This window comes from Granulicoccus phenolivorans DSM 17626 = NBRC 107789 = JCM 15570 (assembly GCF_000423085.1).
Lineage (GTDB): Bacteria > Actinomycetota > Actinomycetes > Propionibacteriales > Propionibacteriaceae > Granulicoccus > Granulicoccus phenolivorans.
Genome location: NZ_AUHH01000002.1, coordinates 144142 through 156655 on the forward strand (window position 1 = coordinate 144142; position 12514 = coordinate 156655).

Consider the following 12514-nt stretch of genomic DNA (forward strand, 5'->3'; position numbering starts at 1 on the left):
TGCTGTACAGTTCAGCGGGTGCTGACACTTACCACCCGTCTGGACGCGATGCACCGGCTCGGCCGGGCGATGGCCGATCCCACCCGGTCCCGGATCCTGCTGACCCTGCTGGACGGGCCGGCGTACCCCGCCGCCCTGGCCCGCGAACTGGGGCTGACCCGCCCGAACGTATCCAATCACCTGACCTGCCTGCGCGACTGCGGGATCGTGGTCGCCGAGCCGCAGGGGCGGCAGATGCGTTACGAGATCGCCGATCCTCATCTGGCCCGGGCGCTGACCGCGCTGCTGCAGGTGACCCTGGCGGTGGATGCGGACGCACCCTGTGTCGAACCCGACTGCCCCACCTGTACGCCGAGCGAGCCGGGGCGGGACGCCTGATGTCGCTCACCGAAACCACCGCGCCCGTCCCCGATCTCGACGACGACCACGACGGCCCCTGGTGGCGCGATCCCGAGGTGCTGCTGCCGATCGGTTCCGGCGTCGCCTTCCTCGCCGGATTGATCTGCCAGTGGACCGGGGCCCCCGTGGCGGCGCTGGTCCTGTTCTGGGTCGGTCTGCTGCTGGGCGCGGCCACCTTCGTCCCCGGGGCACTGGGCGACCTGTTCACCCGCGGCCGGCTCGGGATCAGCCTGCTGATGACGATCAGTGCCACCGGGGCGGTGATTCTCGGGTATGTCGAGGAGGCGGCCGCGCTGGCTTTCCTCTACTCGATCGCCGAGGCCCTGGAGGACAAGGCGATGGACCGGGCCCGGTCCGGGTTGCGCGCGCTGTTGCGGCTGGTGCCGCAGACCGCGACCGTACGCCGGGACGGGCAGGACCAGACGATTCCGGTCCCCGAGCTCGCCGTCGGCGATGTCTTGCTGGTGGCGGTCGGGGAACGCGTGGCCACTGACGCGACGGTGCGGGTCGGCCGCAGCAGCCTGGACACCTCCGCGATCACCGGGGAATCGATTCCGGTCGAGGTCGGCCCCGGGGATGCGGTGTCGGCCGGGTCGATCAACGTCTCCGGCGTCCTGGAGCTGACCGCCACCGCCGCCGGCACCGACAACTCGCTGACCACCATCGTCGCGCTGGTCGAGCAGGCCCAGGCCGACAAGGGCGCCCGGGCCCGGTTGGCCGACCGGATCGCCCGACCCCTGGTGCCCGGAGTGTTGATTCTCGCGGTCCTGGTCGGCGTGCTCGGCTCGGTGTTCGGCGACCCGGCGGTGTGGATCACCCGGGCCCTGGTGGTGCTGGTCGCCGCCTCCCCCTGTGCCCTGGCGATCGGGGTCCCGGTGACCGTGGTCTCCGCGATCGGGGCGGCCAGTCGGTTCGGGATCGTGATCAAATCCGGTGCCGCGCTGGAACGTTTCGGGGGCGTACGCCGGTTCGCCGTCGACAAGACCGGCACGCTGACCCGCAACCGGCCCGAGGTCAGTCGGGTGCTGACCGCTGCGGGGGTGAGCACCGAGCAGGTGCTGGATCTGGCTGCCGCGGTCGAGCGGCACAGTACCCACCCGCTCGCGGCCGCCATCTCGGCCGCCCGCCCGCAGGCCCCCGACGCCGACACGGTGACCGAGACCGCCGGGCACGGCGTACAAGGTCAAGTGGCGGGCCGACAGGTCACCGTCGGCAGCCCGCGCTGGCTGGACGCCGGGGCGCTGCGTACGCAGGTCACCGAACTCGAGGGCGACGGCATGACCGCGGTGATCGTCCGGGTCGACGACGAGCCGGTCGGCGCGATCGGCGTCCGCGACGAGTTGCGGCCGGAAGTGCCCGAGGTCGTGGCCGGCCTGCAGGACCGGGGCGTCGGGGTCACCATGCTCACCGGCGACAATGCCCGGACCGCCGCGGCGCTGGGCGCCCAGGCCGGGATCACCGACGTCCGCGCCGAACTCCTGCCCGAGGACAAGGCCCGGGCCGTCGCCGAACTGGCCCGGACCTCACCGACCGCGATGATCGGGGACGGGATCAATGACGCCCCGGCACTGGCCCGCGCCGATGTCGGGATCGCCATGGGGGCCACCGGCTCCGATGTCGCGATCGAGTCCGCCGACATCGCGTTCACCGGCCACGACCTCCGGCTGATCCCGCTGGCCCTGGATCACGCCCGCCGGGCCCGCGGCATCATGAACCAGAACGTGGTGCTGTCGGTGCTGATCATCGCCATCCTGCTGCCCCTGGCGATCTTCGGAGTCCTGGGGCTCGCGGCCGTGGTGCTGATCCACGAGATCGCCGAGGTGGTGGTCATCCTGAACGGGCTGCGCGCGGCCCGGACCCGGACGCCTCAGTCGCTCGGCTGATCCCGGACCGAGTTGACGATCTGTTCGGCCACCGCCCGGCGCATCCCGGCCGGGAGGGCGAAGGATCCCAGCGAGTCGCTGAGCCACAGCCCGTCGGCGGCGAAGTAGGCGACCAGGCGCCGCAGCGTGTCCGGATCGTCCGGGGACAGGGTGGCCGGATCGGGGGTCCAGCGGGCCATCGCCGTCGACCAGATCCGGCTGAGCTCGGGGTCGGTGCGGGCCTCGAGCATCAGCAGCAGTTCCGGACCGGTCGCGCCGCGTACGCTGACCCGGGCGTACGCGGCCACCAACTCCTCGGGGGTGGCCTGCTCCGGGTCACCGCCAAGGGCCTCGCACAGTTCGGCGTCCCACCGCTGGGCGACGTGCTCGTGCAGCCCGCGCAGCATCGCCTCCTTGGTCGGGAAGTGGTAGAGCAGGCCGCCCTTGGTCAGCCCGGCGGCGGCCGCCACCGACTCGAAGGTGAGGGCGGTCACCCCCTGCTCCTCGACCACGCGCAGCGCGGAATCGAGGATGTGGTCACGTTTGCTGGAGCGCATGGGGTTCCCGTCAGTGGTCGGAGTACAGCTGGGAGCGGGTCCCCGGGCCGTAGTGGCGCAGCAGGATCCCGGTGGTCACCGTGCCGATGGCCAGGACTGCGCCGATGACCCCCAGCACGATCAGATAGGCGCCGTCGAAAGCAGTCGCGGCCGCGGCCAGCGTGGCCGGATCCGCGGTGGCGTGGACGGCGGCCGACAGGCTCTCCCCCGCCGCCGCCGGCGCCCCCGGCGGCAGGACGACGGTGGCGCTGTAGACCAGGGTGAGCAGGCTGCCCAGAATCGCCACCGCGCTGAGGCTGCCGAACTCGTAGGAGACCTCCTCGACCCCGGAGGCCATCCCGGCCCGACGGACCGGGACATTCCCGAGGATGGCCGTCGAGGCCACCGACATCACCGCGCCCAGGCCGGCACCGGTGATCAGCAGTCCGCCGACCAGGACGGCGAAGTTCGATCCGAAGCCGGCCACGGTGATCACGATGCCGAGCACACTGAGGCCGAAGCCCCCGGCGATCAGCGTACGCAGACCGACGCGATGCAGGAACGCGCCACCGAGCAGCGCGGTGGGCAGCGACCCGATCGCGACCATGGCGACCAGCAGCCCGGCCTGGATCGGCGTGAAGCCGGCCACGAGCTGGTAGCGCTGGGTGGTGGACAGTTCGATCCCGGCGATGGCGAACATCGAGATCACCGCCGCCAGGACGCCCGCGGTGAATGCCGGGTTGCGGAACACCGAAAGTTCCAACAGCGGGTCGGCCAGGCGTCGCTGCCGCCGGGCGAACAGGGTGAACCCGGCCACCGCCGCCAGCAGGGCGCCGCCGAGGATCCACGGGGAGGGCGGCAGGTGGCCGAACTGCTTGATAGCCACGGTCGTCCCGACCAGGCCGACCATGATCTGCGCCGAGGAGATCGCATCCCAGCGCTTCGACCGGTCCGGCACGTCCTTGGGGGCGATCACCACGGTCACCACGAAGGCGACGACGACCACCGGAACATTGACCAGGAAGACCGAGCCCCACCAGAAGAACTCCAGCAGCAGTCCCCCGAGGATCGGGCCGACCGCTGCTCCGATGACCGCGATGCTGCCCCAGACCGCGATCGCGAAATTGCGTTCGCGTTCGACGGTGAAGTGGGTCCGGATCAGCGCGAGGGTGGCCGGCATCATCGCCGCGGCACCGATCGCCAGCACCGCCCGGGCCGCGATCAGCACCTCGGGATTCGGCGCGAAGGCGGCCAGCAGGGAGGCGAGGCCGAAGATGGCCAGGCCCGCCAGGAACATCCGGGCATGCCCGATCCGGTCCCCCAGGGTGCCGCTGCCGAGCAGCAGACCGGCCATGACCAGCGGGTAGGCGTTGATGATCCACAGGCTCTCCGCCGCGGAGGCGTCGAGCTCGGTGGTGAGGGTCGGCAGGGCCGTGTAGAGGATCGAGTTGTCCAGGGTAATCAGCAGCAGGCCCGTGCCGACGGTGGCCAGCAGGGCCCACCGGCGGCGCACGGACAGTCCCGTCGGCTGCACCATCGTCGTCATTCCACGTTCCTTCGGTCGATTCAACCCGGATAACTATACCTTACGTCCGGTATAGTTACGATCCGGGGTGAGCGGCCCGATCAAGAACCTTGCCTACCGCTGCGAGCAGAGACTCCCTCGCCCGCAGCGAGACACGCGCAGCTGCGCCGTGGTCTCGCTGCGGCCGTGGTCGGGGGTCACGATCGCCGGTCGCCTGCTGACCGCTGCCTGACGGTTCCGCGCGGGGTGGGCGTACGCCGCGCGGCCGACGTCCGGGACACCGGAATGAGCCGGGCGGAGTTCAGGATGAACGCGGTCTCGCTGCCCACGTGGATGAAGGCCGCCAGGATCGGCGAGAGCAGCCCGTACGCCGCCAGCGCGATACCGACCAGGTCCACCACGATCGTGCCGACGAAGTTGACCAGGACGATCCGACGGGCCCGGCGGGCCACCTGCACCGTGTGCACCAGGTCGCCGAGATCGGAACTGATCAGCACCACATCGGCGCTCTCCCGAGCGATCTCGGTCCCCGACCCCATCGCAATACCGACGTCGGCCCGCGCCAGGGCGGGGGCATCGTTGACGCCGTCGCCGACCATCGCCAACCGGTGCCCGGCCGCCCGTTCGGCGTCGATGGCCGCCAGTTTCTCCTCCGGCAGCAGACCGGCCCGTACGTCGTCGATGCCGAGTTCGTCGGCGACGGCGCGGGCGGTCACCTCCCGGTCGCCGGTGATGATCATCGTGCGCAGTCCGAGCCGGTGCAGTTCGGCCACCGCCGCCCGGGCGCCGTCGCGGACCGCGTCGGCGAGCAGGATCGTGCCGGCGTACTTCCCGTCGAGGGCGACATGGATCGCGGTCGCGCTGCCGGTCGCCTCGGCGTCGGCCGGGGCATCGGGCACCAACCCGCGGCTGCCCGCGGTGACCCGGATCCCGTCGACCAGCCCGGTCACCCCGAGCCCCGGCCGGTAGCCGAACTCCGCCACCGGCGCGATCGGACACTCCCGATCCCGCGCATGGGCGACCACGGCCTCGCCGAGCGGATGCTCCGAGTACGCCTCCACCGAGGCGGCCAGGGTCAGCAGCCGAGCCGGGGTGATGCCACCGACGCCGCGGACCGACATCACGGTGGGGGTCCCGGTGGTGAGCGTGCCGGTCTTGTCGAACACGACGGTGTCGATCGTGGACAGCGCCTCCAGGTGCGCGCCGTCCTTGACGAAGGCGCCATTGCGGGCGATCCGGGCGATCGCGCCGAGGGCGGCCAGCGGCGTACCGGCGGCGATCCCACAGGCACCGGCGACCACGATCACGGCGATCGTCGCGGTCAGATCGCGGGTGAGGACGAAGGTGATCACCGCACCGATGATGGCCAGATAGATCAGCCAGGCGGCCAGCCGATCGGCCAGCCGTTGCACCGGCGGTTCGGAGTCCTGGGCCCGGGCGACCGCAGCCATGATCTGCCCGTAGGAGGACTCGGTACCGACCCGCTCGGCGCGCACCTCGACCGCGCCGACCTGGTTGGTCGACCCGGCGTACACCTGGTCGCCGACGCCGATCTCCACGGGCATGGATTCCCCGGTGATCCGGGACTGATCCACCGCGGACGAGCCGGCGACGACGGTGCCGTCGACCGGGGTCCGGCCGCCGGGGGCGATGACGACGATGTCCCCGGGCACGACGTCGGCCAGGGGGCGGTCGATCAGGTCGGTGCCGCGGCGGATCCGGACGGTCTGCGGCAGGAAGGACATCAGGTCGGTAAGGGCATCCCGCCCGCGGCTCATCGACAGGTCTTCGAGGATCTCGGCGGCCAGGACGAAGGCGGTGATCACCAGCGCGGTGACCCATTCGCCGATCGCGGCGGCGGCGATGATCGCGATGAGCATCGACAGTTCCATGCTCATCCGGCGCCGGCGCAGGTCGGCGAACGCCTCGGTCAGGATCGGCCAGCAGCCCACGACCAGGCCGACCACGGCCAGTACCGGAACTCGCGGCCAGGGACCGGTGAGCCCGAGCGCCACCGCAATGGCGCAGGCCGCGACGAACAGGGTCCGAGCCAGATCGGCGCGGTCGATCCGGCGCCACACGCTCGGCCCGGAAACCGGTGCGGTCCCGGTGGGGTCAGTCTGCAGGGTCATGATCGGTCTCCTCGGTGGTGATCCGGCCGTCCGTGGTGCGGTGGTGGACCGGTGCGGTGTCGACGACGTGCTGGGCCTGGAAGACGGCATGGGTGACCAGCTCCCGGGCGTGCTCGTCGATCAGGCTGTAGTAGGCCCGGTTACCGGCCTGCCGGGAGGCGACGATCTTGCCCCAGCGCAGTTTGGCCAGATGTTGGGAAGCCACGGTGGGTGATTTGCCGACCCGTTCGGCCAGTTCGTTGACCGACAGTTCCCCCTCGCGCAGGGCGAGGATGATGCGTACGCGGGTCGCGTCGGACAGCAGTGTGAACACCTCGGCGGCGAAGTCGGCGTACTGGCTCTCGGGCCCGAATGTGCATTTCTTAGTATCTTCACCCATGCTTAGATAGTAGGGAAGATTTGGTCGAGAACCAACTGCGGGCGGGTGTAGAAGCAGGCGCTGCTGCAGTCCGGCGGATCCGAGGTACCGCGTGGCTCACCCAAGAGGGGGCTCACCGAACAGCCGCCACCTCATCGGGACGGCCGCTACGTGCCGGCGGCGCTACCCGAGCCGGGCGGCGAATTCGTCGGCGGCCCGATCGGGTGCCGCCGCGGCGGCGACGAATCCGTCCGGGCGGACCAGGTACAGCAGGTCGGGTGAGAGTCGGCGGTAGCGGTCGGGCGGAAAGCGATGCCGCTCCAGGCCGAGACTGCGCGCGACCCGGTCGAGGGCGGGAGCCGGGACGCCGTAGCCGTGCACCTGCCAGCTCATCGACTGCAGCGCGGCGAAGTTGTCCCCCGACCAGGGCAGCCGGCGCCCCACCACCGGGTCGCGATGGCCCTGCCGCCGGGCCCGCTCCCCCGGGTCGCTCCAGTAGTGGATCCGCAGTTGGCCGAGGTAGCCGTAGATCCGCCCGGTGCCGATCAGTGCCGGGACCAGGCGTACGGCTGCCGGGCCCAGCCAGGGGACGACCCGGCCGCGGACGAACCCGGCGATCCGGCTCGCGGAGGTGACCCGGGCGAACACCTCGTCGGTGGTGCCCACCAGCCGCTGCGCCACCGGTCGGCGTTCGGCCTCGTAGCGGTCGAGTAAGGCCGGGTCGGCGCGACCGGCGCGGACATCGGCCAGCTTGCAGGCGAGGTTGTGGGCATCCTGGAGTCCGGTGTTCATCCCCTGGCCCCCGACCGGGGAATGCACGTGGGCTGCGTCGCCGATCAGGAACACCGGGCCCTCGCGGAACCGGTCGGCCAGCCGGTGATGGACCCGGTAGCTGGAGAACCAGTCCGATCGGTCGTACGCCACGGCGAAGTCGGCGGCCAGGCCGGCGCGGACGGTGGCTTCGAGGCGCCGGTCATCGGGGTCGTCGGCGGCCACCCCGATCAGTCGGTGATGTCCCGGCGCTCCCATCGGGAAGGCGAGCAGGAACCGGCTCGGGCTGACCCGCAGGTTCACACTCCCCTCGACCAGGCCGGTGGTGCCCACCGCGTCGACGACGTAGAACCGCAGGGGGTTGGTCGATCCCTCGAAGGCGAGGCCGAGGTGCTCGCGGATCCACGAGGAGGCCCCGTCCGCGGCGATGCACCACCGGGCCTCGATGCTGCTGGTGCCCTGCGGGGATTCGAGAGTGGCCCGGACCGGTCGTGGCTGCGGCCCGTCGGTCCGCAGGTCGGTCACTCGGTGCTGCCAGCGCAGGTCGCCGCCGCCGGCGAGATAGGCGTCGCTGAGGATGCGCTCGTTGCGGGACTGCTCCAGGATGTAGATCCCCGGATACGGGGTGAGGGTGCGGCCGAAGCGGTCGAAGCTGATCGGCGCGAAGGTCCGCGCGCGGTACCCGGTGACGATGCGCGGGGCCCGATCAGCTTCGGCAAGGACCCGATCGACGAGCCCGAGTTGGTCGTAGATCTCCATCGAGCGGGCCTGCAGGGCCAGGGCGCGCGACTCCCGGGTGGGCCCGGACTTGGCGTCGACCACCGTCACCTCGACCCCCAGCCGGGCCAGACACACCGCGGCCATCAGGCCGCTGGGACCGGCACCGACCACTAGAACGTCGGTGCGCGTTGTCGGCTCACTCACCGTTCCATGGTCTCACCGAGTCTCCGCGTGCTCCGGGAGTGGACCGGGCGCCGAGGTAAGAATCCAGCGCACGGGATGATCCGGATCGGCTCGGTAGCTGCAGCCGAAGCCGGTGTGCACGTGGTCGCGCAGGTGTCGGGCCAGCCAGGGGTCAGTGTCGGCAATCCGGGCGAGTGCGGCGACCACGGCCTTGCGGACCGCAACCCGGGCCCGTTCGGCGGCCGATCCGGTGACCCGGCGTCGGCCGCCGAGGCCGGTGCCGTGGCCCAGATAGGTCAGGATCGCCTCGCGCTCCTCCCGCAGATCTTCCCGCTCAGCGAGGTCCGGTTCGGTCTCGAGCCGGGCCAGCCGCGATTGCAGGAAGTGTCGGCTCTCCTCATCGAGCACTTCCAGGTCGCCCTGCTCCACCAGGGCGCCGGCGAGGGTCTGGGCGGGCACGTCGGCCTCGGGGTGTTCGAGCAGCGTGTGCAGGTGGGTGAGCCCGCGCATTGCCGGCAGCACGAAGGTCGCGCCCTCCCGCCCGACCAGCCACAGTCCCCCGGGCTGTTGGTGCAAATGAACTGTGGTCACCCGCGAATCGCCGCCGGCAACACTCTCCCCCGTCTCGGCCGGGAGCTGGCGGAGGAGGCGGTCCCGCCACCACGTCGCCCCGATCCGCCGATAGGTCGCCAGGGCCGCCGCTCGATGCCGCTGCGCCGCTGCCGGGTCGCCGAGCAGGGCGTGGGCCCGGGCCAGGGTGTCATCGGTCACGCCGTGCCACATCACGGCTCCGGCGTTGACCACCGACCGGCCGGCGTAGGGCCCCAGCAGCGCCACGACTGCCTCGACCACCGGACGATCACCGACGAACAGGGCGCCCTCGAGCAGACACTGCAGGGTCAGCAGCCAGTCCGAGTCCCGGGGCAGCCCGGCGAGTACCTCGGCGCTGAAGGGGCCGATCATCTCCGCGACCTTGTCCGGTCGTCCGGCGCCGAGCCAGATCAGCGCCGCCTCCGCCTGCACCACCGCCACGCCGAACTCGATGGCGTACGCCTCGAACTCCGGCGCCCGGGCGGCACAGCCGGCCGGGTCATCGCCGAAGAGGGCGGCATAGCCGGCCATCGAATGCAGCACCGCGAAGCTGTCCGGGATTGCCACCGCTGCCGCCGCGGCGGTGGCCCGTCGGATCAGGTCGGGTGCGCGGTCGGGGCGCCCGCGCAGCAGTTCCACCGGCAGCCGACGACTGGCGGCAAAGAACTCCGCCCGCACCGACTCCGCAGCCAGCCCTTCGATTGCGCCGAGCGCGCGATGCATGGCGGGCAGGTCCAACACCTCCCAGGCCACCGACAGCGCCCACAACTGGGCCTGGAGCCGGGCGTCGGGATCGGGCAGGTGCGCAGCGGTGTCGCCGAGCCGGACCGCCCAGTCGCGCCGTCGGGCCAGATCGTCCGGGCCCCAGTGCGAGGCGAGGGCAGCGTCGAGGGCGTCGGCCACCAGTGTCGGATCATCGGTCCGGGCCGCCAGGTCCAGGGCCTCCAGCGCGAACGGGCCGGCCCGCCGCGGTTCGTTGGCGTACGCCCAGCAGCGACCGAGGGCCGCGGCCAGGCGGGCCCGCAGCGCCGGCTCCTGAACCGACTGATAGACCGCGTGCAGTCGGACCGGGAGCGTCCCGGGGACCAGGTTGTACTCCTGGCCCCGAGCCAGGCCGAGCACGGCCCGGGCGCGCAGCGGCAGGTCCGCGGCAGCTTCGGCCGCGGCGTACGCCTGCTCGTAGAGAAGGTGGGCCGCGGCGCCGTCGCCACCGGTCCAGGCCTGCTCCGCGCGGGCCAGCAGCGACTCCGCCGACGGCTCGCCGTTCATGCCTCGACAGTACCGCTCACGGCTTCACCAGGGTCACCTCCCGGGCGTGGCGTTGCTGCTGGACCTCGTCCCAGTCACCGGTGCAATAGACGACGAGTTCGCTGATCGCTCCCCCGGTGATCCTCGCGTACAGCAGTTCCCGGCAGTACCAGTGCTGGCCACCGTCGGTCCAGCGCTCCTCGAACTGGAGCAGCAGACCGTGCTCGGTGCTCTCGAGTCGCTCCACCCGGACCGTGCCCGGGTATGGATGATGCCGCTCGCGCAGCCGGTAGGTGCCCTCCTCGCCGGTGGTCTGCAACCGCCACTGCGGGACGGTGAGGTCGGTCAGCACCTCGGCGCTGAACAGGCCCGGGGTACGCGCCCCGGTCTCGAACCAGCCGATCAGGGCGTCGGCGAGTTCACCGACTCGGGCCGTCGTGTCCGTCGGGGACTCGACACCGGTCATGACCGAGCCCCGGTTTCGGCGACGTCCGGGTCCGGCTCCTCGAGGTGTCCACCGATGACCGCCATCACCTGCTGCAGGTCGGCGGTGCGGCTGAACTCCACGATCGAGGTGCCGGCCGCGATCAACGGAAGGTGTCCCGGCGGGGCCACATAGGCATCGCCGGCCACGTAGGTCTCCGCATGGTCGGGCCACCGGAACGTGATCTGTCCGGCGGTGACGTAACCGAGGTGTTCGCAGACGCACGCGTCGCCGGGCAAACCGACGAAATAGGGCGCGGGGTTCACGTCCTCGGGGTAGGTCTCGAAGGCGACGGTGTAATCGGCGAGTTCGGCGTACCGGCCCTCGATGATGGGCAGGTCAATCCCGACCGGGGTGGTCGAGCGGGCTGCACTGGGCATGATTTCCTCCTTGATGGATGAGCAGATGCTCACCCTGAAGGCGTGAGATCCGGCGTCACGGTGTGACTGCGGCCGGTGGGGACCTTCGGCAGGGTCAGCTCGAGGATCAGGAAGATCCCGGTGACCGCGATCACGGTGCCGACGATGGTCTGGGTGAGGTCGATGAACGGGACCAGCCCGCGGTCGAGGTCACCGCCCAGCCCGGCCACCGCGACCAGCAGCAGCACCAAGGGGTACAGGCCGGTGCCGAACACCGCGCCCCCGCCGATCCAGGCGAGGGCAAGCGGGATCCAGGTACGCACCTGCCGTCGACGTTGCACCAGCAACACCATGCCGACCGCGGCTGCCACCACGAACAGGGCAGTACCCGCGTCGGCCACCTGATCGGCGATCCCCCGACTGCGCACCAGGTGTTCCGACAGCCCCGCGGTCGAACCCAACGCCCAGGGCAGTCGGGCCGCGAACACCACGGTCAGCAGGACCAGAATCACCCCCAGCAGGAACACGTACGCCGGCTGGTACGGGCCTACCGGATGATCGGCGAGCCGACCGCTCAGTACCCCGGGCCAGCGCGCCCGGACGTACAGAATGAAGGAGAGGCCGATGCCCACGGCCTGTGCGCCGAAGCCGAGGTAGACCAGGGGGCCGACCCAGGCCGCGAGGGACCCGTCGCCGACAGAGGAGGTCCCACTGGCCACCGACCCGGCCACTACCGGCCCGGTGATCACGAAGGGCGCCAGCAGACCGGTTCCCACCCAGGCCGGCGCAAGAACCAGCCAGGCCGGGGCCCGCAGGCCCCAGGAGTGGGTGAACGCCAGGATGATGAAGGCTGCGATCACCTCCATCGCCATCGTGATCAGGTTGCCGCCCCGCACCACCGACTGGTCCACCGCCGAGGTTGCGTTGATGCCCACGCTCGACCCGGCGACCCAGGCGAGCTTGACCAGGAAGTAGGGCAGGATCGCGGCGATGGCGAGGTAGCCGACGATCAATCGCAGTCGGCCCTGCCGGCGGCGGGTCGGGGTCGCCCGCTGAATGTCTGTTGCCTTGGAATTCGCCACGGTTCCTCCGGGACGACGGTGATCCAGGACCTCGCCGCCCGGGCGACCGGACAGCAGAATCTGGCGCCGATCGGCGCCTTGGCAAACATGGCGATCTTCGCGACTGCAGACCTGCCTGTTGTCGATTCTAAACCGGCCGGAAAGATTCGGCCAGTGCGATCAGCCGGCGCCCGGCGGGTCGAATATTCCCTGCGGCCGAACCACTCGGTCGCCTAGAGTTGACCCCAGCACCATGCAGCACAGGGGCGGGCCGGAGACGGTCGG

Annotated in this window: 11 protein-coding genes; 2 read left to right on the forward strand and 9 right to left on the reverse strand. The window is 71.2% G+C overall.

Features of this window, described 5'->3' with window-relative positions:
- Positions 1-18: 18 nt before the first annotated feature.
- Positions 19-378 (forward strand): Cd(II)/Pb(II)-sensing metalloregulatory transcriptional regulator CmtR, encoded by a 360-nt coding sequence (gene cmtR, locus G531_RS0102010; RefSeq protein ID WP_026926044.1) that lies wholly within the window; start codon positions 19-21, stop codon positions 376-378.
- A complete protein-coding gene (locus G531_RS0102015) occupies positions 378-2282 on the forward strand; it encodes a heavy metal translocating P-type ATPase (RefSeq protein ID WP_035756833.1) in 1905 nt (634 codons plus the stop codon). The genes cmtR and G531_RS0102015 overlap by 1 nt, the downstream gene beginning before the upstream one ends.
- Here G531_RS0102015 and G531_RS0102020 read toward each other — a convergent pair.
- The 9 genes from G531_RS0102020 to G531_RS19810 form a co-directional block, all read right to left on the reverse strand.
- Positions 2267-2818, reverse strand: a complete 552-nt coding sequence (locus tag G531_RS0102020) for a TetR/AcrR family transcriptional regulator (protein WP_026925974.1) — start codon at positions 2816-2818, stop codon at positions 2267-2269. The genes G531_RS0102015 and G531_RS0102020 overlap by 16 nt on opposite strands.
- Positions 2819-2828: 10 nt before the next feature.
- Positions 2829-4343, reverse strand: coding sequence for an MFS transporter (locus G531_RS0102025; RefSeq protein WP_035756835.1), 1515 nt, complete (start codon positions 4341-4343; stop codon positions 2829-2831).
- Positions 4344-4519: 176 nt separating this feature from the next.
- On the reverse strand, positions 4520-6454 hold the full coding sequence (locus G531_RS19805) for a heavy metal translocating P-type ATPase (RefSeq protein WP_081683741.1): 1935 nt from the start codon (positions 6452-6454) through the stop codon (positions 4520-4522).
- Complete coding sequence (locus G531_RS0102035; RefSeq protein ID WP_026925976.1) at positions 6438-6833, reverse strand: ArsR/SmtB family transcription factor; 396 nt, start codon at positions 6831-6833, stop codon at positions 6438-6440. Before G531_RS0102035 ends, G531_RS19805 begins: the two co-directional genes overlap by 17 nt.
- A gap of 162 nt (positions 6834-6995) precedes the next feature.
- Positions 6996-8507 (reverse strand): FAD-dependent monooxygenase, encoded by a 1512-nt coding sequence (locus G531_RS0102040; protein WP_026925977.1) that lies wholly within the window; start codon positions 8505-8507, stop codon positions 6996-6998.
- Between the two features lie 12 nt (positions 8508-8519).
- Positions 8520-10346 carry a hypothetical protein gene (locus G531_RS0102045; protein WP_026925978.1) on the reverse strand — a complete coding sequence of 609 codons (1827 nt, stop codon included), beginning with the start codon at positions 10344-10346 and terminating at the stop codon, positions 8520-8522.
- 16 nt (positions 10347-10362) lie between these two features.
- Positions 10363-10791 carry a hypothetical protein gene (locus G531_RS0102050; protein ID WP_026925979.1) on the reverse strand — a complete coding sequence of 143 codons (429 nt, stop codon included), beginning with the start codon at positions 10789-10791 and terminating at the stop codon, positions 10363-10365.
- Entirely contained in the window at positions 10788-11189 is a 402-nt protein-coding gene (locus tag G531_RS0102055) for a cupin domain-containing protein (RefSeq protein ID WP_026925980.1), read from the reverse strand. The genes G531_RS0102050 and G531_RS0102055 overlap by 4 nt, the downstream gene beginning before the upstream one ends.
- Positions 11190-11218: 29 nt before the next feature.
- A complete protein-coding gene (locus tag G531_RS19810) occupies positions 11219-12250 on the reverse strand; it encodes a hypothetical protein (RefSeq protein ID WP_051214915.1) in 1032 nt (343 codons plus the stop codon).
- Positions 12251-12514 lie beyond the last annotated feature (264 nt).

Bases quoted from the DNA above. Each gene is read 5' to 3' on its own strand.
- G531_RS0102020 (WP_026925974.1), bottom strand. From the start codon at position 2,818: ATGCGCTCCAGCAAACGTGACCACATCCTCGATTCCGCGCTGCGCGTG.
- G531_RS0102045 (WP_026925978.1), bottom strand. From the start codon at position 10,346: ATGAACGGCGAGCCGTCGGCGGAGTCGCTGCTGGCCCGCGCGGAGCAG.
- G531_RS19805 (WP_081683741.1), bottom strand. From the start codon at position 6,454: ATGACCCTGCAGACTGACCCCACCGGGACCGCACCGGTTTCCGGGCCG.
- G531_RS0102025 (WP_035756835.1), bottom strand. From the start codon at position 4,343: ATGACGACGATGGTGCAGCCGACGGGACTGTCCGTGCGCCGCCGGTGG.
- G531_RS0102050 (WP_026925979.1), bottom strand. From the start codon at position 10,791: ATGACCGGTGTCGAGTCCCCGACGGACACGACGGCCCGAGTCGGTGAA.
- G531_RS0102035 (WP_026925976.1), bottom strand. From the start codon at position 6,833: ATGGGTGAAGATACTAAGAAATGCACATTCGGGCCCGAGAGCCAGTAC.
- G531_RS0102015 (WP_035756833.1), top strand. From the start codon at position 378: ATGTCGCTCACCGAAACCACCGCGCCCGTCCCCGATCTCGACGACGAC.
- G531_RS0102055 (WP_026925980.1), bottom strand. From the start codon at position 11,189: ATGCCCAGTGCAGCCCGCTCGACCACCCCGGTCGGGATTGACCTGCCC.